Source organism: Actinomyces sp. Z16, from assembly GCF_003111765.1.
Lineage (GTDB): Bacteria > Actinomycetota > Actinomycetes > Actinomycetales > Actinomycetaceae > Actinomyces > Actinomyces glycerinitolerans.
In genome coordinates this window covers 539,431-562,036 of sequence record NZ_CP027862.1, presented here as the reverse complement: position 1 = coordinate 562,036, position 22,606 = coordinate 539,431, and the positions used below count along the sequence as shown (strand labels likewise).

The window sequence follows — 22,606 nt, the reverse complement described above, 5'->3', positions numbered from 1 at the left end:
GCGGCACTGGCGGCCGGTACCTGACGGCAACGAGGCTCGCATGAACAACGGCACCCCTGATCCACTCCCGGCGCGCTCGGACACTCGGTCGCGACGGGAGGCGCTCATCCGCTACCTGCGTGAGCGCGGGGAAACAGAGGTGGCCGCCCTGCCGGAGCGGTTCGGCGTGTCTGTGGAGACCATCCGCCGCGACCTGCGTCAGTTGGAGACGAGCGGCCGCATCATCCGCTCCTACGGCCGGGTCACGGCCGCCGAGTCCGCCGCCTACGAGACCACGCAGGCGTTCCGCTCCAGCCACAATGTCGCCGAGAAGGACCGCATCGCCCGGGCGGCCGCCGCGTGCCTGGGTGACGCGGAGACGGTCTTCCTCGACGAGGGTAACCAGCCGCTGCTGGTGGGGCGCGCCCTGCCCGCCGACCGCGAGCTCACCGTGGTGACCACCTCCCTGCCGACGGCGATCGAGCTGGCCGAGCGGCCGCGCTACACCGTAATCGCCGTCGGCGGCCGGGTACGGCCGAAGACCCTGGGCGCCGTTGATCACTGGGCCACCACCATGCTGGAGCGTATGGAGCCGGACCTCGCCTTCATCGGCGCCAACGGGGTGACCGACGACGGCTGGCTGACCACCCCGGACCCGGCGGTCGCCGCGGTCAAGGAGACGGCGCTCGCCGTTGCCCGCCGCGCGATATTCGTTGGCAATCACTCCAAGTTCGGGCATTCCACCTTCGTGCGCTTCGGCCATGTGCGGTCCCTGGAGCGCATCATCACCGGCCGGGAGCTGCGCTCCGCGACGGCGCGCAGACTCGGCGGCCTGGGCCCACAGGTCGAGCGGGTCTGAGCGCGCGAGGTGGGCGGGCCCGCCGGCCGGGCGAGGCCGCGCCCAAGCGCGCCGCCGCCGTCGGGCCGGGTGCCGAAGCGGTCACGCCTCCGGCCCTGACCGGTCACCGCCCGCCCCAACCGGTCAACTGCGACCGCACCGTTCCAAGGCCAACGAGGCTCAATATCGGTCGCTCGCGGGCGGTCAACCGGTCAGCAAGACGGTCACTCGGGGACCGCAAACTGGGTTCACCGGCGAAGGACGCCGGCCCCTGAAACAGCGACCAAAGGTGATCGAGCAACGATGCCCTCCTCCAACAGGCTCATAGCAGCCATACAGAAGACTGGATTCCCCACCAACCTCGCCACCGGATTCCTGGCGGTCATCATCTTCGTGATCGGTGACGGCATCGAGGCGGTGTGGATCACCAACTACCTGTCCAGCGACGCCGTCGGCTTCGCCGTCTCCCAGGCCTCAATGATCGTCACCTCCTACGGGGTGGTCGTCGCCATTGCGGCCTTCCTGTCCGGCGCCCTGTGTGACGCGATCGGTTGCCGGCGGGTGATGCTGATCGGCCTGGTGTCATTCCTGGTGTTCGACGCGCTGTTCATCGCCGTGGGCCTGCCCAGTCACAATCTGCCGCTGCTGCTCCTGTTCTATGGGTTCCGCGGCTTCGGCTACCCCATGTTCGCCTACGGGTTCCTCACCTGGACCATGATGGTGACCCCGCCCGCCCGGCAGTCCTCGGTCTCCGGCTGGTTCTGGTTCGCCTTCAGCCTGGGCATGCAGCTGCTCGGCTCCTACTTCTCCAGCCTGCTGCTGCCGCACATCGGCCACATCCCCACCCTGTGGCTCGGCTGGGTACTGGCGGCGGTCGGCGGCACTATCGGCATGCTGTTCCTGCGGCTGCACCCCTCCTCGGCGCAGACCCGCGGCAAGTCGGTGGCCCAGTCCGTCGGTTCGGCGGTCTCGGTACTGTGGCGCTACCCGAAGGTCTCCATCGGCGGCATCGTCAAGGTCATCAACCTGTCCGGCCAGTACGGCATGCAGGCCTACTACGTGGTCTACCTGCACAAGGTCTACGGCATGCCCGAGTCCCAGGCGATCCTGGAGTTCTCCATCTTCGGCTTCGTGGCCATCCTCGGCGACGTCTTCTGGGGCGTGATCGGCGACAAGCTCGGCTGGCGCAATACCCTGCAGTGGTTCGCCACCCCCATCACGGCGGCGGCGCTGGCCTACATCTACCTGATCCCGATCGTCGCGGGCCCGAACTTCTTCCTGATCGCCCTGGGTACCTCCGCCGTCGGCATCGGACTCAGCGCCCACGTGCCCACCACGCCGCTGATCACCGCCCACGCTCACGGCGAGACCGGCAACGCCCTGGCGATCCTGAACCTCGGCGCCGGCCTGGGCGCCTTCGTGGGCCCAGCCATCGTCACCCTGCTGATGGGGGACGAGAACACCGCCTCCGGCTACCTGTGGGTGGCCATGGCGCTGGCCGGCATCTACGTCGTCTCGTTCTTCCTGTGCTTCGCCCTGAAACTGCCCGGCAACGCCCGCATCCTCGATACCTTCAGTGATGAGGACGCCGACGAGCAAAAGGAGGCGGTCACCGCCTGATCCCGCACCAGCGACGCCGCCGTCACCCGCCCGGGGCGCATACGGCACCCCGGCCCGACGCCGGCCGCAAACCCCATCCACTTCCACACCGCTGAACCCGACTCAAGACAAGGATGTCAACACCATGACCACCACACTCGCCGCCTCTCCGCTCGCCCCCAGCTACGACCGCTCCGCCATTACCACCGGCATCGTCCACATGGGTGTGGGCGGCTTCCACCGCGCCCACCAGGCCATGTACCTCGACCGGCTCATGCGCAACGGCAAGGCCCTGGACTGGGGCATCTGCGGGGTCGGCCTGCTGCCCCAGGACGCGCGCATGCGGGACGCCCTGACCGGCCAGGACTACCTGTACAGCCTGACCCTCAAGCACCCCGACGGCCACCACGAGCCGGCCATCATCGGCTCCATCTGCGACTACCGCTTCGCCCCCGAGGACCGTGCCGGGGTGCTGGAGGTGATGACGGCGCCGACCACCCGGATCGTCTCCCTGACCGTGACCGAGGGCGGCTACAACATCGACGACGCCACCGGCGCCTTCCGCGCCGAGGCGCCCGGGGCCGCCCACGACGCCGCCCACCCCCACGAGCCGGAGACCTCCTTCGGCTACATCGTGGAGGCGCTGCGGCTGCGCCGCGAGGCCGGCACCGCCCCGTTCACGGTGATGAGCTGCGACAACCTTCCCGGCAACGGGAGGATCGCCCGCACCGCCGTCGTCGCCCAGGCGCGCCTGTCCGACCCGGAACTGGCCGACTGGATCGACGCCAACGTCGCCTTCCCCAACTGCATGGTCGACCGCATCACCCCGCAGACCACCCCCGCCGACATTGAGGAGGTGCGCGCCGAACTGGATGTGGAGGACGCGTGGCCGGTGGTGGCCGAGCCCTTCACCCAGTGGGTGCTGGAGGACGACTTCCCGGCCGGACGCCCGCCCTATGAGGAGGTCGGGGTGCAGATGGTCGACGACGTCGTCCCCTATGAGCTGATGAAGCTGCGGCTGCTGAACGCCTCCCACCAGGGCCTGGCGCACTGGGGCCGGCTGCTGGGCATGGAGTACGCGCACACGGCCGCCGCCGACCCCGACATTGCCGCCTGGGTGCGTGCCTTCCTGGAGCGCGAGGCGCGGCCGCGGCTGCTGCCGGTGCCGGGCATCGACTTGGACGAGTACATCGACACGCTCTTCGAGCGCTTCACCAATGAGGCGATCGCGGACACGCTGCTGCGGCTGGCGCAGTTCGGCCCCTCCGGCATGCCGAAGTTCGTGCTGCCGACCGTGCGCGACAACCTCGCCGCGGGCGGGCCGATCCGCCTGGGCGCGGCCATGTGCGCCGCCTGGTCGCTGGGGGTGCTCGGCACCGACGAGAACGGTGAGGCGATCCCGGTGGCCGACGACCTGCGGCCCTTCGCCGAGAAGCAGGAGGCAGGCGACGAGCTCGGCTTCATCGGCAACCGGGAGATCTTCGGCGACCTGGCCGACGACGAGCGCTTCCGCACCGCCTACATCGAGGAGCTGGCGGCGCTCAAGCGCGAGGGTGCCCGCGCCCGCATGCGCGCCCTGCTCGCCTGAGCCATCACCGGCCCCCCTTCACCGAGGTCGGTAGACGTTACGTGCCGAGATCGGTCGAGACGGCTAGCGAGGCCGGCACAAGCCACACACCGCGACCAGTAGTAATGACGGGCCCGACGACTTTAGTCGTCGGGCCCGTCGTGTGCGTCGAATTCAGGCAGCCGCCCTCGGTCAGGCGGCCGCCGCCTTCGCCTTGTTCTCCTCCTGCAGCGCCGCCCGCTCGGATGCGGGCAGCCAGCCGGTGTTCACCAGCCGTACCTGGTACCACCAGGCCACGGCGAACAGGAGGACGCCGAAGCCGAGCGCGGTGAGCGAACCGCCGACGGCTCCCAAACGGCTGAGCACGCCCACGATCGAGCCGAACCAGCCGAAGTCGGCGTCACCGAAGGTGGAGTTGGCCAGGCCGAGGGACCCCATGACGGTCAGCAGCGCGGCCGGCAGGAAGGTGATGAGCATGCCGTTGACGAATCCGCCCAGGATCGCGCCCCGGCGCCCGCCGGTGGCATTGCCGAACACCCCCGCACCGCCGCCGTCGAAGAAGTGCGGGACCATGCCGGGCAGGATGAGCGCCATCCCCCAGGCGGGCCCGAACCAGACGGCGATCAGCGCCAGCGAGGCCAGACCGCCCAGGAAGGAGGCGATGAAGCCGATCAGTGAGGCGTTGGGGCCGAAGGGGAAGACGATCGGGATGTCGAGCGCGGGCTTGGCGCCGGGCACCACCCGGTTGGCGATTCCCTGGAAGGCCGGTACCAGTTCACCGAGGATGATGCGCACCCCGTACAGGATGATGCTGACGCCGATCCCGAACTGCAGTGCCTGCGCAAAGGCCGCCATGATGTAGGAGCCGTAGGTGTCGGAGGTCTGCGTCCCCTCGAAGACCGTCATGAGTTCCTCGCGGGGTACGGCGATCATGCCCCAGATGGCGAACACCAGATACAGGACCAGCATGAGCAGGGTCGTTGAGACCATGGAGTCGCGTAGGAAGCGCAGGCCCTGCGGGAACTTCATGTCCTCGGTGGAGCGTGAGCGCTTGCCGACGGCGCTGCCGAGCGCACCCGCCAGCAGGTAGCCGACAGTGTTGAAGTGACCCACGGCCAGCTTGTCATCCCCGGTGACCCGGTTCATGTACGGCTGGGCGAAGGCCGGCATCACCACCATGATGATGCCCATGAGCACCGAGCCGACCACCACCACGAGGGCGGAGTGCCCGGGGCCGAAGCCCACCGACAGGACCACGGCCAGCAGCGTCGACATGAACACCATGTGGTGTCCGGTAAGGAACACGTACTTCAGCGGCGTGAATCTGGCCAGCAGCAGCATCACCAGGAAGCTGAGCACGATGAGATAGGCGGATGTGGTCCCATACTCGCTCGCGGCCTGGGCGGTAATGACCTCGTTGGTCGGGACGACGCCGTGGGCGCCGGTAACCGTGAAGATCAGGTCCCCGAACGGCGCCAGCGCGCTCGTGACCACGGTGGCGCCGGCACCGAGAATCAGATACCCCATTGCCGCCTTGAGTCCTCCGCCGATGACCTGCCCGGCGGACTTGCGCAGCGCGATCAGGCCGACGGCGGCGACGATGCCGATCAGGTAGGCGGGGACGTTGAGGATCTCCTGGCTGATGAAATCGAGAACCGCGACCAACGCGTTCACTGAGTCTTCTCCTTCAAGGCGGCCTCGATCTCGGAGATGTCGGTGAAGTTGTGGACCACGGCGACCGGCGTGGACAGCCCGGTGAGCTCCTCGGCGAGTTCAGCCGAGGTGATGATCAGATCGGCGCTCTGCGCGGCCCCCTTGGCGGTGCCGATGTCGGAGGTGCTGACCTCCGCGTCAAGGCCGAGCGAGGCCGCGGCCTGCTCGACGTTCATCTTCAGCAGCATCGAGGTGCCGATGCCCATGCCGCAGACGCAGGTGATGTTCATTCTTCTTCCAATCCGGTAGAGGTGGTGGTGTCGGTTGAGTTCGGGTCGAGCAGTGCGCGGAGCGCCGCGGGAGTGGGTGCACGGTCCAACTCGGTGCGAGCGACAGGGTCGGACAGGGCGCGGGCGAGGGCGGCCATGACGTCCAGGTGCTCCCGCTCGTCCTTGGCTGCCAGCCCGATGATGTGGCGCACCGGATCGTTCGGGCTGCCGAAGTCGACGGGGTGTGTCAGCCGCACCCAGCTCATGCCGGTGTTCAGCACCGCCGGGGAGGGCCGCGAGTGCGCCAGGGCGAGACCGGGGGCGATGACGATGTAGGGGCCGTGCTCCTCCACGGCCGCGATCATCTCCTCGGTGTATTCGGGTGTCGCCGCCCCGGAAGCGGTAAGCCCCTCCCCTGCCAGCCGAAGCGCATCACGCCAGTCGGTCGCGTCGACGTCGAGTCGGAAGGACGTATCCGGTAAAGCGGTGGACAGAGTGAGAACAGCCATCGTTGCCTCTTCTCGTCATGTGTGCCGGTGGGTTCCGGTGGACACGACGATACCGGCCACAACCCGTTATGTAAAGAGCTTTACAAAACTGTCCTGGTCTGGGCGCCGTGAGGTCACTCGGGTCAGCAGCATGTCCAGATGCGCGGGGGCCGTCAGCAGATCCTGAGCCAACAGCGCCGCCCCGACCACGCCGGCATCGGCCCCCAACTGCGCCGACGCGACGACGAGCGGCCGAGTCGCCTCCTGGGGCCCGACGGCTTCCAAGGCGGCGCGCAACGGGTCCAGGAACACCGCTCCGCCGTCGGCGAGGGCGCCGGCGACCACCACCGCGGAGGGATTGAGAACCGCAATGACCGGCGCGAGCGCACGGCCCACGAGTCGCGCCGAAAGCTCGAGCAGCTCGATACTCAGCGAGTCCCCGCGCAGCGCCAGGTCGGCCAGTTCCTCACTACTGCCGACCGTCCAGCCGGCCTCGCTCAGGCGCTCCCGCAGGGCCCAGCCGCCGGCGACCGATTCCAAGCACCCGAATCGCCCGCAGCGGCACTGCCGCCCCTCCGAAATCCGCATGTGCCCGATCTCTCCGGCCGCCCCAGTGGCGCCCGTGCGCACGACGCCATTGATCACGGCAGCCGCGGCGATTCCCTCACCCGCCTTAACCAGGATGATGCCGTCGGGGTTGGACCAGTGCATCCGGTACTCGCCGAGTGCGGTCACCTGCACATCACTGCCCACGGCCACCGGGACGCCGTCGAAATCCTCTTTCAACTCCGCGGCAAGATCGACCCCGTGCCATCCAGGCATGAGCGCCGGGTGGACCAGGCGCCGTGAGACGGGATCGACCGGACCGGGAACACAGACTCCCACACCGAGGACGCTGTCGGCGGCGCCGATCTCCTTGAGCATTGCCTTCAAACGACGGCGGACCCAGGGGAGCACCGTGCCAGGACCGCCAGAGAGGTCCAGTAGCCGGTCATCACGTACCAGGATCGTCCCGGCGAAGTCCGTCACCGCCAGGTTGGTGCGTGAGCTGCCGATGTCGACGGCCAGCAGCACGCCGCAGCCGGGGCGAATTCGGAATACCGTGCGCGGCCTGCCACCGGTCGAGGCGTCCTGCCCGGCCTCGTCCACCAGCCCCGAGCGCAGCAGCACGTCAAGCCGCTTGCCCAACGTGACTCGTGAAAGCTGCATACGATCCTGAAGCTCGGACCGAGTGGTCGCCTCTCCGCGCCGGATCAGCCCGAGGAGTTCACTGGCCTCAGCCTCTCGCACGTTCCCCATGACGCCGCCTCATGTTTGCCCCTCACGGCGATAGTACCCAATTCGCCGCTTTCGACGGCAGCCCCCGGGACAGAGATCGCACGTTCGAATCGCATGCTCGCTTGCCCCGATCCGCCCACTCCGATCTGCATTTGCGTCTGCCGACAACCCCGTCGTTTCCGCCTGCACCCGCCCGGCAGGATAGCCTTGGGTCCCGTGAGCACCCGCGTCATCCTGCTTGCCGGCCCGTCCGGCTCCGGTAAGACCTCCCTGCTACGTCGGTGCGGCGCACACCGCCTCAAACTGGACGACTTCTATCGCGACGGCGATGAGCCAGGCATGCCCCTGCTGGACGGCACGTTCTCGGGCGCAGACGGCGTCAGTCGGGCCGAGGCCATGAGCGCCATTGACTGGGATAACCCGGCCTCCTGGGACGCCGACCGGGCCATGACGGCGATTCTGGAACTGTGTGCCACGGGCTCGACGACTGTGCCCGTGTACTCGATCCGGGACAACGCCACCGTCGACTACACCACCCTCGACGTGGACGCCCTGCCGGCATACGTCGCGGAGGGCGTGTTCGCCGCGGAGCTCGTGGACCGTTGCCGGGAGGCCGGCGTGCTCGCCGACGCGCTCGTGCTGCGGCGCCCGCGCCTGCAGACCTGGTGGTTCCGGCTGCGCCGGGACCTGGCCGAGCATCGCAAGCCCATTCATGTGCTGCTGCGCCGCGGACTGCGACTGGCGCGGGAGGAACCCACCAAGATCGCCGGCTGGGTGGCGAAGGGGTGCCGCCCGGTCGATCGCGCCGAGTGCGAGGCCATCATCACTGAATACCTCAGCGCCGGCGTCCAGCAGTCCCGGGCCGACGACGCCGCCTGAGCCCCGTGTCCGACAGGCATCTCCCCCGGCCGCCCCGCGCGAAACCGATCCGACCGCGGGACCTTGAGTCCGCCGGCGCCGTCGTCCTGCGTGCGGGAGGGTACGTTGACCTAGCCCGGATAAGCAGCGTCGACATCTCCGGGGTGGATCTGCGCGGGTTGGAACTGGTTGAGTGCGTCCTGGAGGATGTGCGGGCGGATCGTGCCCATCTTGAGGAGTTCCGCCTGGCGGAGTCGCGCGTGGACAGGCTGACGGCCTCCGAGCTGCACGCGCAGCGGTCGGTGTGGAGAGAGGTCTCCTGGGAGTCGTCACGGGTCGGAGCCTGCGAATGCCACGATGCGCAGTGGCGCAGCGTGCTGGTCGAGGACTGCCGCATCGGCTTCCTGGGGCTGGGGCGGGCCAATCTGCTGGATGTGCGCCTACGCGGTTGCACGGTGGACACGCTCGACCTGACCGCCGCCACGCTCAACCGAATGGCTTTTGACGACTGCCGCGTCGGTGAGTTGCGGATCCGGGAGAGCCGACTCAAAGACGTGGACCTGCGGGGACTTCAACTCGAGCAGATCGACGACGCCGCGGGCCTGCGAGGAGCGTGGGTGGGCGCCGATCAACTCGTTGAGCTCGCGCCCGCACTCGCCGTACATGCGGGCCTAAGAATCGTCTAGCGCCCAGCTCCCGCGCCTTTCTAGCTCTCCCCACTCCTCCGCTTCGCCGATACCGGCGCCGGTGACGTTCCCCGACCGGCGGGAGGTATGTCCCGGGGGCTTCACTCGGCGTTTTTCGACCCTGGGGTGCGTTTAACGACCCCGGGGTAGTCGTGGAACGTACCCCAAGGTCGTAAAACGTCACTAGGGCCGGTCGGCACAGCCAGCCCGACCCGCGGGCTCCGCCGACCGCCCCGCCCCTGGGGTTATCCACAGGGGCCACGGGCCGGGTGGCGACAACGGCGAGGGTCACGGTACGGTTGCGGAGCATCGGCACGCCGCCGACACCCCACCCGGGCCCTCACCGAGGAGGCCACCCCCAACATGCCCACACCCGCCACCACGCCGCACGTCAGCCCATGCCACCAGGCGCGTACTGCCGCACACCCCTATAACCCGGCACCAGCGCACCGAGCACGCCAAGCAGCGGCGCTGGCCATCTGCCTCACCGTCCTGGGTGCAGGCTGTGCAAACGCCACCAACCGCACCACCTACACCCCCACCTGGACCCCACCCGCCACCGCCAGCGCTAGCGCCACGCCCACACTCTCGCCCGAGGACGCCGCCGCCCGGACCACCGCCCTGGCCATGGAACCACCCGCCCCCTACACCCCGGAGTTCACCCCCGAAGGCGCAGCCACCGCAGCCACATACTTCCTCGAGCTAGTTCCTTACGTGGGTGCCACCGGCGACCTAGTTGCGTTCGAGGACATGAGCGGCGACAACTGCGAATTCTGCAACGGAGTCGGAGCTGAGGCATCCGAAATGCATGACGCGGGTGGTTGGACAGATCCGTGGGAGCAGGAGATCACGCCCCTGGATGGGTGGGTTGACAACGCAGACCCCAACCGATACGTCATACGCGCCCAAGTAACATCCGACGGGTATACGGAGCATCCAACCCCCTCTGCCCCATCGCAGCAGGTTGAGTATTTCGATCGTGAGCTGTTGATCCAACTGTATTGGAACGGCGATGACTGGAGTGTCGAGGCACTCCAAACTAACAACGACCAGGACTCAGAATGAGACTCAACCTGCCCGTGTTCTGCATTACAGGACTAATGATCGTTGCGCTACTTCTAGGTGCACCAGCGTACGCCGAAGTCCCCACGCAGCGTTCGAACCAATACGACGCCCACGGCTCCGGTAATTCGGTGACGGTTACTGGTGACACGTCGTATCAGGTGTTCGCGTTTGCGCCGGGTGGGCCGGCCGCAGCGAACACCGCTGTCGGCGGCGGCGTATTCAATGAGCATGCCGCCCAAGTTGCCCAACTACGCTACCTAGCCTGCATTGGCATGAGAACCAGCGTGAATACCGGTGTGGGGGCCTTCCTCCTCAACCCCGCCGACTGCGACACAGACGCCGCCCCTACAACCACCGCCCAAGCAGCGGACGGCACCATGGTGGCAATTACCGTCACCGCCACCGACGTGTCCACCCTCCTAGCCGACGGGTCCGGTATCACCCGCCAACCCCCAGGCCCGGAAGTACTACTGACCAAAGACTTCATCGTCTACACCAACCCCGACACCCAAACCCTCACAACCACCATCGCCGGCACCGAGGTCACCATCCACGCCACCCCCACCACCTACACCTGGAACTGGGGCGACAACACCACCACAACCACCACCGACCCCGGAGCCCCCTGGCCAAACCAAACCGTCACCCACCAATACACCACCACCGCCCAAGGCGTAACCACCACCCTGACCACCACCTGGCAAGCCACCTACACCCCCACCGGCGGCACCACCACCCCCGTAGTCGGCACCATCACCACCACCAACACCACCACCGCCTACAACATCGTCCGCACCACCACCTACCTCACCGACCAAGCCGAAACCCAACAAGGACACTAAACACACCAACACCGCCACTCGAACCTGGCAGCCCAGTCGCCGAAACTGTCCAAGAACGGCACAAACGCCACCCGGACTTGAGTCGCTGGGCAGGAAAACCGCGTAATTTCGGCGATCCGCAAGACGCAGGACGGCCATCCGCGGACGTTCATGCCGATTCCGGACACTTTGCCCAACCGAGTTCCAGCTAGTGAGCGTCCAACCGATCCACACCCCATCTACACACCACAGGTATACCTCGCGTGTATAGTCCGGCTCATGGACACACGCCTCACGCTCCTCGGGCTGCTCAGCACCGGCCCCGGCTACGGATACGACCTCAAGACGCACTGGGACCGCTGGTTCGCCGGCACCAAGCCTCTCGCCTTCGGCCAGGTCTACGCCACCCTCGCCCGCCTGTTGCGTGACGGCCTCATTGTCCAGCTCGGGGCCGAAACCGGCGCCGGCCCGGAACGCAAGCGCTACGAGATCACCGAAACCGGGCGCGCCGCCGTGGAGGAGTGGATTCGCAGCCCCGAGGTCCCCTCCGACTCCATCCAGGCCGACCTGTTCGCCAAGACCATCATCGCCATCCTGCTCGACGACGACGCCGAGCACCTCCTGGACCTGCAACGCTCCGCCCACACCCAGCGCATGCGGGAGCTCACCCGCCGCAAGGAGGGGGCCGACCTGCACACGATCCTCATTGCCGACCACGCCCTGTTCCACCTGGAGGCGGACCTGCGCTGGATCGACCTGACCGCCGCCCGCTTGAACGAGCTGCGCCGGGAGGTCCGGGCATGAGCACCACACCCTCCGCCCCGAATGCTTCGGCCGCCCCAGCCGCTTCAGCCACGCCCTCCCCCGCCTCGGCACCCGAGGTGATCGTGCGGGCGCGCGGACTGAAACTCGCCTTCGGCGCCACCCGCGCACTGCGCGGCATCGACCTCGACATCGCCACGGACGAGGTCCTGGCCATCACCGGCCCCTCCGGCTCGGGCAAGTCCACGCTCCTGCACGTGCTGGCGGGAGTGCTGACGCCCGACGCCGGCAGCGTGCTCTACGGCGGCCGCGACGTCGCCGCCCTGAATGAGGCCGACCGCGCCCGCCTGCGCCTGGCGGAGTTCGGCTTCATCTTCCAGTTCGGTCAGCTCCTGCCGGACCTGTCGGCGCTGGACAACGTGACACTGCCACTGCTGCTGGCGGGCGCCTCGCGCCGGGAGGCCCTTACACGCGCCCACGCCCAACTGGCGGCCCTCGACCTGGGCGACCACGAACGCAAACTGCCCACCCAGCTCTCGGGCGGGCAGGCCCAACGCGTCGCGGTCGCCCGCGTCCTGGTCACCTCGCCGCGCATCCTGTTCGCCGACGAGCCCACCGGTTCCCTGGACTCCCTGGCCGCCGAACAGACAATGGGCGCCCTACTCAAGGCCGCGCGTGCGGCGCACTCCGCCCTGGTGATCGTCACTCACGACGCCCGCATCGCCGCCTACGCCGACCGCGAGGTGATCATCCGCGACGGGCGCGTCAGCCTCAACAACGGCCTGCTCGCCGCAGCCCGGCCCGACGGCGAGGAGCAGACACGATGAGCACGCTCCCCCTTGCCCGCCTGGTCGTGGCCGGAGACCGCGTCGCTCGCCGCCGTCTTGCGGGTATTACGGCGGGCGTCATGATCGGCGTCGCACTCTTCCTGCTGCTGGCCGCCGCCGCCCAGGCCTTCGGGCAGCGCTCCGAGCGCTCCACCTGGACCGACCTGATGCTGACAAACCCGGGGGTGGTGCAGCAACTTGAGGAGGACACAGTCTTAACGCCGGAGACGGCCGCCGCCGTATCAGCCACCGACCATTACGAGGATCGCCTGATCACCATCCTGATGGTCGCCACCACACCGGACACCCGGGTGCGGATCCCCGGCTCCGACGTCGTCCCCCGCCCGGGCCAGTATCTCTCCTCCCCCGCCCTGGCCGAACTCATCGATGCCGTGCCCGCCGACCAGCTGGGCGAGCGCTACGGCGAGCGCGTGGGAGTCCTGTCCGACGACGCCATCGAGGGGCCGGACTCCCTGGTGCTGGTGCTCGGAGTGGAGCAGTCACGCGTGCTGGAGTGGGAGGGTAGGAGCGATCCCCAAGTGGTCACCGAGTTCATCGGCTACGACTACGCCTCCGCGGCCTACCGGATCGTTGCCCTCATCGGGGCGATCGCCGTACTCGTTCCGGTGCTGCTGCTGATCGCCATCGTCACCGGTCTCGGTGCGGCACAACGCGCCGAGCGCTTCGCCACCCTACGTCTGATCGGCGCCACTCCCGGGCGGGTGGCGCGGATTGCCGCGGCGGAGACCGCCGTGACGGCCCTGCTGGGAGCAATGCTCGGCGTCGTCCTATACCTCCTCCTCATCCCGCTGGCGGCGCGCCTTGAGATCGGCTCCTCGACCTTCTTCCCACGCGATCTGCTGACCTCGCCGGGAGTCATCGGCGCGACCGTCGTCGCCGTCCCCCTGATGGCGGCGGCGGTGACCTGGTGGACGACGCTGCGGGCCGACGTCGGCCCCTTGGGCGCCTCCCGCGAGCGCCGCGAGCGCCCGCCGCGGCTGCGCTCCCTCCTGCCCCTGCTGCTGGGCCTGGCGGGACTGACGACGGTGCGCATTCTCACCAGCGCCGTCGAATCCGGCTCGGGGTGGGCCGCCGCCATGCCCACTGGCCAACTGCTGGTGGCCTCATTCGTGCTGACCATGCTGGGACTGCTGTGGGCCGGCCCCCTGCTGACCTCATGGGCTGCTCGCCTGGCGCAACGCCGCGCCCGCAATGCGGCGCAGGTGATCGGCCTGGGCAGGATGGTCCAGCATCCCCGGGCGACCTTCCGCGCCGTCGGCGGCCTCGTCGTCGCCGTGTACGCGGTGACTTTGTTCGCAGTCGCCATCACCGCCGCGGCCGGCATCCCGGAGCTGCACCAGGGCCGCGGCTACCTGGCGCCGACGACGCTGTACACGCTGCCCGAGCTCGACGCCGCGACCGAGCTCGAGCAGGTGGCGAACCGGATCGCGCAGGTCGAGGGCGTGACTGCCGTAGCCGTCGCCCCCGACGCATCGGGCGATTCCGAGGACGCCTCCATGCGGCTGGCGCTGCGGACGGAGGACGCCTGCGCCCTGGGCGCTTTCGACGCCGATTCCCCGGGGGCGGTCGAGGACTCTGAGTGGGTCAGCGTCGGGTGGGACTGGCTCCTCAACGAGGCCGCCGATCCGCGGCCGTATACCGCTCCCGAGGCCGATGCCGCAGCCATGCTGCTGGTCGCGACCGACGGCGAAGCGACCTCGGTGGAGCGCGCCCGCACCGCCATGGTGAACTCGGCACCGGGAGTGATCAACCAATACCCGATCTCACGCGTCGACAATGTGGTCACCTCCGCCTCCGCGTTGGAGAACCAGTTCGCGGCCCTGGGCTATATCGGCATCCTCATCGCCGCGGGGGTGTCGGCGGCGGCGCTGGCGGTATCCACCGTCTCCTCTCTACTGGCGCGGCGCCGGGTACTGTCCCTGCTGCGCCTGGTGGGGATGCCCCAGCGGACGCTGCGGCATGCGGTCGCCTGGGAGATGCTGCTTCCCGTGGTCACCGTGCTGGCTTTGAGCATTGGCGCGGCGGTGTACACGGCGTGGGTCGTCATCGTCGGTACCTCGTCGCGGGGAGTCGGCTGGCCTGCGGGCTCCTACTACGTGGTGCTCGGCGCATGCCTGGCGCTGGTCGGCGTCGCCGTGTTGGCGAGCACGCGGGCGGCGGCCCGGATGGTCGCCTCCGCGACGGTCCGGTTCGAATAGGGCCGGGCCCGACGGCGCCGGAGCCCGCCCGTGGTGGGTGGCTCCGGCGCCGTCGTCGATGATGTCGGCGCTCATCCCGCCTGCGGAGCCCGTGCCTTCTCCCCGGTTCCGAGCAGCCATGCCGCGGTGAAGGCGACCACCACCGAGAAGACTGCCACCCCGATCGCCCCGTAGAAGTTCGACATTGAGCCGTCGGCGGGGATGTAGGCGGGCAGTGAGGCGAAGCTCGGGCTGGCGATGACGTACTGGGTGGTGCCCAGCAGACCGGCCAGCAGCCCTCCGGCGCCACCGCCGATGACGGCGGCGATCAACGGGCGGCGCAGCGGGAACAGCACGCCGTAGACGCCGGGTTCGGTGATGCCCAGCAGGCCGGTGATGCCGGCGGAGATCGCCACGGACTTCGTCTTCACCTCCCGGGATCTGAGTCCCACGGCGAGGCAGGCGGCACCCACGGACACGTTCGCCGCCAGCATCCCGGCCATCACCAGTGGATCGCCGCCCACTTCTGCCAGGAGGGCAAAGACGACCGGATACAGAGCGTTGTTCATGCCGAAGAACACCAGGAATGGCGTCGTCGCCCCGATGACGAGCACGGCCAGCGGCGGTGCGGCGTCGTACACCGTCGTGACCCCACTCGCCAGCCAGCCGCCGAGCACGTTGCCTATCGGTCCCAGCGCCAGCAGCGTCACCGGGACCGTCACCAGCATGGTCAGCAACGGCAGGAACACCGCGCGCAGCGCCCCGGGCAGAATGCGCCCGAATCCGCGGTACACCAGGCTCATGAACAGCACGCCCAGAATGATCGGGAACACCGTGGTGTTGTAGGTGACCTGGGCTACCGGGAGTCCCACGAAGGTCAGCCCCTCCGCCCCGTTGATCGTCTCAAACAGCAGGACCGTGCCGAGGAAGGCACCCAGGTAGCCATCCACATTCAGCTTTCGTGCCGCGCTGAAACCGATGAACACGGGCAGGAAGTAGAAGGCGGCCTGGTTGACGGCGTAGAAGACCTGGTAGGTGCCGGAGGTGTCGGCGACGTGGAAGAAGTTCGTCAGCACCGTCAGCACGGCCCCGGTCAGGCCGCCCGCGATCAGCACTGGGATGACCGGCGAGAACGTACCCCCGATGAAGTCCAGGACGGTGGTCATCCAGCCGCGCCGTCCCTGCTCCCCCGCCTCGACGCTCCCCGCGGAGTGCTGGGCGTCCTCCGCCGCGGCCTGTTCGTCGACGACGCCGCCGGCGGATTCGAAGTCGCCGAGCTGCACGAACTCGTGGTACAGATCCGTCGCATCCGGGCCGATCACGATCTGATACTGGCCGTTGCGCTTGACCAGCCCCAGCACCCCGTCACGGCCAGAAATAGCGGCCTCATCGATCTTCGACGGATCTCTTGCCGTCAGGCGCAGACGCGTGTAGCAGTGAGCCGCCGCCAAGATATTTGCCTCGCCGCCCATGTATTCAATCAGGTCCCGGCTGAGCGCAATACGGTCTTCCTTGATCCCCATCAGTTGCTCATCTCCTTACCCCACTGCGTCGCCCCGGAGGCGATGAATGACTGGTACCAGTAGAAGGAGTCCTTGGGAATGCGGGTCAGGGCCAAGGTGGAGACGTCGTCTGTCGCCTTCTGCTCCTCGTCGGTCGTGTCGATGAAAACGAAGCCGTACCGCTTCGCCATTCCATTGCCGGTGGAAAGCAGATCGGTGAAGGTCCACGCGTTGTAGCCGAATACTTCCACGCCGTCCTCGATGGCCAAGCCGATCTGGTAGAGGTTGTCTCGGATGTAGTTCAGGCGCTGCGGGTCATGGACCTTCCCGTCGGAACTCTTGGACTCGTGGGCACCGAAACCGTTCTCGGTGATAACCATCGGCAGCCGATAGTGGTCCCAGAGGTAGCGCAGGGCGTAGCGCATCGCAACCGGGTCGATCTCCCAGTCCCAATCGGTGTACTCGACGTAGGGGTTGCGGGTGAGCGCGTACTGGCCGGGAACCACCGGGAAAGTGAGCTCCCCCTTATTACCGGACGCGTTCAACAGGTAGTCCTGCGCCTCGGCGTCGGCCGGGGCGTGCCTGGCGGTATTGGACCGGTAGCAGTTGACTGCGAGGAAGTCGCTCTTCGCCCGTTTCATCGTCTCGATGTCGCCCGGCCGGATATCCGGGTCGATGTCGTGGTTACGCCAATAGTTGTACAAGAAGGGCGAGTAGTCTCCGTAGGCGTAGGTGTCGCACCAGATCTTCTCGGTGAACTCCTCCGCGTTCATTGCGGCGATCTGGTCCTCGGGGCGGCAGGTCTCGGGGTAGATCGGCACATACCCGGGAACCGGGCCGATCTTGCCTCCGGCCACGAGCTCATGACAGAGATTGACCGCCACGGCGTGGCAGAGGTTCATGATGTGGTTGATCTTCCATTTGTCACGGAACCAGTCCTCGACGCCCTTGGATACGCCCAGCCAGTCGCCGTAGCAGATCTGCATGTTCTGCTCGTTGATACTGAGCCAGTACTTGACACGATCACCGAAGGCTTCGAAGCAGGTACGCGCGTAGTGTTCGAAGGCCGGGATGACGTCTCGAGACCGCCAGCCGCCCAGCTCCTCTTCGACCCAAACCGGCATGTCGTAGTGGTACAGGGTGACGATTGGAGTGATGCCAGCCGCCAACAGCTCGTCGATGAGGCCGTTGTAGAAGGCGATGCCGTCGGGATTCACAGCGCCGTCGGCGGCCGGGATGATCCGCGGCCAGGCGATCGAAAAGCGGTAGCTGGTCAGACCGCACTCCTTCATGAGCGCGACATCCTCGGCATAACGGTGGTAGTGGTCCGCGGTGAACTTGTTGTCGACGAACGGGGCCTTCTTCTGCGAGTTGAGGTCGATGATCGCCGGAGTGCGACCGTCCTCGGTGGTCGCCCCCTCAACCTGCCAGGCGGCACTGGAGGCGCCGAATAAGAAGCCCTCGGGAAAGCGAGGATTCCAGTCGTAGTGCATATGCCATCTCCTTTGAAGTGCACCAGCGTGGTGGTACTTCAAAGTTAGAAGCGGCCCGCCCGGCCACGGGGTTCATATTCTGAACCCAAGCGTCGAAGCGATCAGTCCAGCACACCGTCATCGGGATGCCAACCGGGTTCGAGCGAGCGCCGAACCGGCTCCGAGGCGAGATAGCGTCGCGTGTACTGGCTGTAGACCAGATCGAAGAACACACTCACCCCGTACTTTGAGTACACGCTTCTGCGTCCTTGGAGATCCTCGCGACTGAGGTAGATGACCCGGTCGAATAAGCGGTGCAGCTCCGCCGAGCGGTTGGTGGTCAGTACAACGGTGCGTGCACGTAACGTTCGCAGTTGTTTAGAAGCGGCCTTGGCGTAGTTGCCCGTCACCGACACGACCACGACGAGGTCCTCCCGGCATAGGCCGTCCAACACCACGGGATCCCCGGAGCCCTCGGTCAGGACGTGCAGAAGCTTGCCGCCGTAGAGCATCGCCTGCTGGAACTCCCGCACACTCATGGATGAGAAGTCGGAGGCAAGACACGCCACCTCGCGCGCCCGGTGTAGATCCTCCACGAACTCCCGCACACTCCGGGAGGCGGCGACGTCACGAATTTCAGAGAGCATGCGGATGATGTGAGCCGACAGGTTGGCATCGAATCCAGGCTCGTTCGCGTAGTCGACGAAGTACCGCCAGTGCAGCTGCCATTCATAGGCGGCCGCCTTGACCCCCGTGAAGGTCTCGAAGCCGATCGCCTGGCAGAAGCGGCGGATGCTCGACCGCGAGATGGCGCACTCCTCGGCGACCTCGTAAACGTTCAGACGGGGCAGGTCATCGAAGTGCTCCAGCAGGTATTTGGACAACACATAGCCGGGCGAACCCACCTCGGACGCATTGAAGGCGCCAAGCAGCGCGTTGAGCAGGCTGAAGTGCTTGAGCGAGAAGTGATCCCCGTATTCGGGACGATCTACCGTCAGCACACCTTCCTCCCGTCCTGCGCACCCCGAGTGGGAGAATAGCCATCAATCCAGCAGGAAACCGTACTCCAGACCCCACGCACGCCCCGTGCACAGCGAGAGACCATGGAGATGACGCCGCCATAGCGAAGCCGAACAAACCCGAGTCGCACACGGACGATCAGCCATTGCTCACCGGCCCTTCACCAGAATCACTCGGACCACTCGACACTGACCGTGTAGTCGCTTCGGTCCGTTCCGGCGAGCATACTCTCAACATGTGAGGTGAGCAGCTCCTCGGCTCGTATCCTGGCCTTGTCCAGCACGCCGCCGTCGATGGCCACCTGCTGGACATTGGCCTCCTCCGCAGCCAGGAAGGTCGTGACATCATCAACATCCAGCTGGTTGACGAGGCTGAAGGACTGATCGTAGGTGTGCACGATCGCCGGATCGATCGTAGAGGACAGAATCTCAACGGCGGGAGCGTTGAGTTCAACGAACTTGCTCTGGTCATCGATCTCGATACTGACGGCGGAGAAGTCGGCGATGCCGGCCTTGACCGTACCGTTGTAGGTGATGAGGAAGGAGCCACCGGTGAGCGGAACATCCCAGGCCAGTATCTTGTTGCCGCTCTCGGAGTACTTACCGACGTTGGTGAAGTTGTACTCCTCCGTGGCCAGTTCGGCGATATCTTCGAACGATGCGGCAATCGTCGTCGAATCCATGGTCGGCTTACCCACCCCGAGCACCCCTGCCCAGGCGAGGCCGCCAAAGGCGGCGCCTATCACGGCGATGCCCGCAACCAGAGACAGCACGCCCTTCACGATGCGCTTCTTCATTGACAACTCCTGAACGACAAGACCGGGCCCGGTGGGGAACCGGGCTAGAGGCGCCGCCTCCAACCCGAATGCTCACCCCATCCTCCAGTCCATGCAACCCGAAAGTTTAACTGTGACATACAACTTGGTAGGCACACAATGGAGGATCCGCGACCACACTGCCCCCGAGCAAGCCAAAGCCGCCGCACACGGACGACTCGCCGAAACACTCCCGTCCGCGGGACGAGGGCTCCGGCGTCGCAGAGAAACTGGCCTGGCGATCTCACCAACTGACTTCGATACCTACAAGTATGTGTGCCGCACACGCACCGAAATCCGCCACGGCTCAATCGGAGGATCGCCCTATGACCGGCACAGTTATTGTCTTTGACATCGACGGGACGCTCATGGACCACAGGGCGGCGGCAGACGCAGGCCTGGACAGTTATCTTCGCCTGATAGGGGCCGAGCCCACGCCGTCGCTGCACAACACCTGGATTCGAGCAGAACGGAAGCACTTCACGGCATGGCGAGAAGGGGAGCTGAGTTTCACCGAGCAGCGACGCCTACGCATGGCGGACCTGCTCAAAGCACTGGGGAAGACCGTCGGCGGCGAAGCGCAACTGGACCAGCTCTTCGATTCCTACCTGGCAGAGTACGAACGCGCCTGGCGGGCCTACCCTGACGCACCGCCGTGTTTGGAGGAGCTGCGCGACCGCGGCTTCAAGCTCGCGGTGCTCAGTAACGGCGATGCTCGGCAGCAAGACCTGAAACTTGAGCGGATCGGCGTCCGCAAGTTCTTCTCCTGCGTGCTCACCTCCGACTCCTTGGGAGCCGCAAAACCTCACCGGGAGGCATTCGACCGGGCAGCCGAGGTGTTGAACGCACCGAGTGCGGAACTCACATACATCGGCGACGACGTCGAAGTCGACGTGCTCGGTGCACGCGCCGCCGGCTGGCAGGCATTCCACCTGGACCGGTTCGACACCGGCCATTTCCAGCCCTGCGTCAAATCACTGAGTGAACTGCCAGCGCTCCTTGACCGGTAACGCCGACAGAAGTGACCCCGCTCCCGGGCATGACCTGACCGGCTGCTGCTAGGCCCCTAGGCGCGGCGTGACCGAACCGGGGGAGGCGCGTTTCGCCGTCGTCGTCGGGCGGGCCGACTAGACCTGCCCGGCCAACTCAGCCGCGCCGCACCAGGGGGAAGGTGATGGTCTCGCGGATGCCCTGACCGGTCAGGGCCATGAGCAGCCGGTCCACCCCCATGCCCATGCCGCCGCAGGGCGGGAAGCCCTGCTCCATGGCCACCAAGAAGTCCTCGTCCAAGACCATGGCCTCGGGGTCGCCCTTGGCTGCGGCCAGCGCCTGCGCCTCGAAGCGCTCGCGCTGGACGACCGGGTCGGCCAGCTCGGAGTAGGCGGTGGCGGTCTCGGTGCCGCGAATGTACAGGTCCCACTTCTCGGTGAGCCCCGGGCGGGAGCGGTGGTAGCGGGTCAGCGGGGAGGTGTCCTCGGGGAAGTCGTAGACGAAGGTCGGCTCCCACAGGTCGTTGCCGACCGTCTCCTCGAAGATGTCCTCCACGATCTTGCCAGCCACGGCGTAGTCGTCGACCTCCAGGCCGAGCCGCTCCGCGATCCGGACCAGCTGCTCGCGCGGGGTGGCGACGGTGATCTCCTCCCCCACCGCCTCGGATACGGAGGTGTACAGGTCGAGTCGGCGCCACTGGCCGGACAGGTCGTACTCGGTGCCGTCGGCCAGGCGCACGATCTCCTCGCCCTCGCTCAGGTCGAAGGCGTCGCGGGCCGCCTGCTGCACCAGGTTCTGGGTCAGCTCGGCCATGCCGTTGTAGTCGGAGTAGGCCTCGTAGGCCTCCAGGACCGCGAACTCCGGGGAGTGGGAGGAGTCCATGCCCTCGTTGCGGAAAACCCGGCCGATCTCGAACACCCGGTCGACGCCGCCTACGACGGCACGCTTGAGGTAGATCTCCGTGGCGATGCGCAGGTACAGGTCCATGTCCAGTGCGTTCATGTGCGTGATGAACGGCCGTGCGGCGGCGCCGCCGTGAATCGCCTGCAGCACCGGCGTCTCCAGTTCGACGTAGTCGCGCCCGTAGAAGTTCTCCCGCAGGCTGCGCACCACGGCGGCCCGGGTGCGCACCATGTCGCGGGCGGCCGGGCGCGTGAGCAGGTCCAGCTCCCGACGGCGCACCCGTTGCTCCTCCGAGAGGGTCACCGCCTCTCCGGCCTCATTGGTCCAAGTCTTGGGCAGAGGCCGCAGCGCCTTGGAGGCGATGCGCCAGGCCGGGGTCGCGATGGCGTCGTCACCAAGTTCGGCCAGGGCGGCGGGGTCGGCGTCCGCGCGCAACTCCGGCTCCGCGAAGACGGACAACTCCCCGCGCCGGGAGGCACCTACGTGCCCGTGGACGAACAGGTGATCGCCGAGGTCAACGTCGGTCTTGAAGGCGGCGAGGCTCGAGTGACCCGCGCCCGGCAGCGACTTGGCCGACAGCATCGCCTGGAGAGTCTCGCCTGCGCCGTCCTGCAGGGTGACGAAGCAAAGACGGCCGGTGTTGCGCAGGAACACGACGCGTCCCGCGACGCCGACGACATCGCTTGTCTCCTCGCCGGCCTGGAGGTGGCCGTAGCGCTCACGCACGGCGGAGATCGTGGTGGTCAGCGGCACGGAAACCGGGTACGGCTCCCAACCCTCCTCGCGCAGGCGGTCGCGCTTATCGGACCTGATCCGGAACTGGTCGCCCGACGATGGAGCGGCCTGCCGGGGTTCGGGCCGAGATGCGCCCGGCTCGGCGGCCTGCGGCGCGGAAGTCTGCTGGTTGTCGAGGGCTTCACTCACGCGCGCGAGTGTAACCGCTGGCCGTACAGGGCTCATATCCGGCCGGACGTCATCTCCACCAGCGTTGACCGGGCCCGACCCCAGAACGTTCCC

General features: G+C 67.2%; 20 protein-coding genes. 11 read left to right on the top strand and 9 right to left on the bottom strand.

Annotated features, from left to right (window positions below):
- Positions 1-40 precede the first annotated feature (40 nt).
- From C3B71_RS02225 to C3B71_RS02215, 3 genes are all read left to right on the top strand, one after another.
- A complete protein-coding gene (locus tag C3B71_RS02225; RefSeq protein ID WP_108965863.1) occupies positions 41-838 on the top strand; it encodes a DeoR/GlpR family DNA-binding transcription regulator in 798 nt (265 codons plus the stop codon).
- A gap of 282 nt (positions 839-1,120) precedes the next feature.
- Positions 1,121-2,437 carry an MFS transporter gene (locus tag C3B71_RS02220; RefSeq protein WP_108965861.1) on the top strand — a complete coding sequence of 439 codons (1,317 nt, stop codon included), beginning with the start codon at positions 1,121-1,123 and terminating at the stop codon, positions 2,435-2,437.
- A gap of 124 nt (positions 2,438-2,561) precedes the next feature.
- On the top strand, positions 2,562-4,004 hold the full coding sequence (locus C3B71_RS02215; RefSeq protein WP_108965859.1) for a mannitol dehydrogenase family protein: 1,443 nt from the start codon (positions 2,562-2,564) through the stop codon (positions 4,002-4,004).
- Between the two features lie 171 nt (positions 4,005-4,175).
- Here the strand turns inward: C3B71_RS02215 and C3B71_RS02210 are convergent, their stop codons facing one another.
- The 4 genes from C3B71_RS02210 to C3B71_RS02200 form a co-directional block, all read right to left on the bottom strand.
- Positions 4,176-5,657 carry a PTS ascorbate transporter subunit IIC gene (locus C3B71_RS02210; protein ID WP_108965858.1) on the bottom strand — a complete coding sequence of 494 codons (1,482 nt, stop codon included), beginning with the start codon at positions 5,655-5,657 and terminating at the stop codon, positions 4,176-4,178.
- Positions 5,654-5,926 (bottom strand): PTS sugar transporter subunit IIB, encoded by a 273-nt coding sequence (locus tag C3B71_RS16070; protein WP_073330091.1) that lies wholly within the window; start codon positions 5,924-5,926, stop codon positions 5,654-5,656. Before C3B71_RS16070 ends, C3B71_RS02210 begins: the two co-directional genes overlap by 4 nt.
- Positions 5,923-6,414, bottom strand: coding sequence for a PTS sugar transporter subunit IIA (locus C3B71_RS16065; protein WP_181574799.1), 492 nt, complete (start codon positions 6,412-6,414; stop codon positions 5,923-5,925). The genes C3B71_RS16070 and C3B71_RS16065 overlap by 4 nt, the downstream gene beginning before the upstream one ends.
- Positions 6,415-6,480: 66 nt before the next feature.
- Positions 6,481-7,602 carry an ROK family protein gene (locus tag C3B71_RS02200; RefSeq protein ID WP_159097618.1) on the bottom strand — a complete coding sequence of 374 codons (1,122 nt, stop codon included), beginning with the start codon at positions 7,600-7,602 and terminating at the stop codon, positions 6,481-6,483.
- A 285-nt stretch (positions 7,603-7,887) separates the two neighbouring features.
- Here C3B71_RS02200 and C3B71_RS02195 point away from each other — a divergent pair, with 285 nt between their 5' ends.
- From C3B71_RS02195 to C3B71_RS02165, 7 genes are all read left to right on the top strand, one after another.
- On the top strand, positions 7,888-8,550 hold the full coding sequence (locus C3B71_RS02195; RefSeq protein ID WP_108965856.1) for an ATP-binding protein: 663 nt from the start codon (positions 7,888-7,890) through the stop codon (positions 8,548-8,550).
- A gap of 158 nt (positions 8,551-8,708) precedes the next feature.
- A complete protein-coding gene (locus tag C3B71_RS02190) occupies positions 8,709-9,215 on the top strand; it encodes a pentapeptide repeat-containing protein (protein WP_234416043.1) in 507 nt (168 codons plus the stop codon).
- 363 nt (positions 9,216-9,578) lie between these two features.
- Positions 9,579-10,280, top strand: a complete 702-nt coding sequence (locus tag C3B71_RS02185) for a DUF6318 family protein (RefSeq protein ID WP_108965852.1) — start codon at positions 9,579-9,581, stop codon at positions 10,278-10,280.
- 272 nt (positions 10,281-10,552) lie between these two features.
- Complete coding sequence (locus C3B71_RS02180) at positions 10,553-11,122, top strand: zinc transporter (protein ID WP_159097617.1); 570 nt, start codon at positions 10,553-10,555, stop codon at positions 11,120-11,122.
- A gap of 258 nt (positions 11,123-11,380) precedes the next feature.
- Positions 11,381-11,905: a PadR family transcriptional regulator gene (locus tag C3B71_RS02175; protein WP_108965848.1), complete on the top strand. Its 525-nt coding sequence runs from the start codon at positions 11,381-11,383 to the stop codon at positions 11,903-11,905.
- A complete protein-coding gene (locus C3B71_RS02170; protein ID WP_108965847.1) occupies positions 11,902-12,690 on the top strand; it encodes an ABC transporter ATP-binding protein in 789 nt (262 codons plus the stop codon). Before C3B71_RS02175 ends, C3B71_RS02170 begins: the two co-directional genes overlap by 4 nt.
- A complete protein-coding gene (locus C3B71_RS02165; protein ID WP_108965845.1) occupies positions 12,687-14,909 on the top strand; it encodes an FtsX-like permease family protein in 2,223 nt (740 codons plus the stop codon). The genes C3B71_RS02170 and C3B71_RS02165 overlap by 4 nt, the downstream gene beginning before the upstream one ends.
- Positions 14,910-14,980: 71 nt before the next feature.
- Here the strand turns inward: C3B71_RS02165 and C3B71_RS02160 are convergent, their stop codons facing one another.
- The 4 genes from C3B71_RS02160 to C3B71_RS02145 all read right to left on the bottom strand — a co-directional run bounded on the left by C3B71_RS02160 (position 14,981) and on the right by C3B71_RS02145 (position 19,678).
- Entirely contained in the window at positions 14,981-16,411 is a 1,431-nt protein-coding gene (locus tag C3B71_RS02160) for a PTS transporter subunit EIIC (protein WP_108965843.1), read from the bottom strand.
- Positions 16,411-17,883: a glycoside hydrolase family 1 protein gene (locus C3B71_RS02155; protein ID WP_108965841.1), complete on the bottom strand. Its 1,473-nt coding sequence runs from the start codon at positions 17,881-17,883 to the stop codon at positions 16,411-16,413. Before C3B71_RS02155 ends, C3B71_RS02160 begins: the two co-directional genes overlap by 1 nt.
- Before the next feature lie 101 nt (positions 17,884-17,984).
- Positions 17,985-18,863 carry a MurR/RpiR family transcriptional regulator gene (locus C3B71_RS02150; protein WP_108965838.1) on the bottom strand — a complete coding sequence of 293 codons (879 nt, stop codon included), beginning with the start codon at positions 18,861-18,863 and terminating at the stop codon, positions 17,985-17,987.
- A gap of 188 nt (positions 18,864-19,051) precedes the next feature.
- Complete coding sequence (locus C3B71_RS02145; RefSeq protein WP_108965836.1) at positions 19,052-19,678, bottom strand: DUF4230 domain-containing protein; 627 nt, start codon at positions 19,676-19,678, stop codon at positions 19,052-19,054.
- Positions 19,679-20,022: 344 nt separating this feature from the next.
- Here C3B71_RS02145 and C3B71_RS02140 point away from each other — a divergent pair, with 344 nt between their 5' ends.
- Positions 20,023-20,706, top strand: a complete 684-nt coding sequence (locus tag C3B71_RS02140) for an HAD family hydrolase (protein WP_159097616.1) — start codon at positions 20,023-20,025, stop codon at positions 20,704-20,706.
- Positions 20,707-20,842: 136 nt separating this feature from the next.
- On the opposite strand, the gene C3B71_RS02135 is transcribed toward C3B71_RS02140, so the two are convergent.
- Positions 20,843-22,513 carry a lysine--tRNA ligase gene (locus C3B71_RS02135; protein ID WP_073330126.1) on the bottom strand — a complete coding sequence of 557 codons (1,671 nt, stop codon included), beginning with the start codon at positions 22,511-22,513 and terminating at the stop codon, positions 20,843-20,845.
- Positions 22,514-22,606 lie beyond the last annotated feature (93 nt).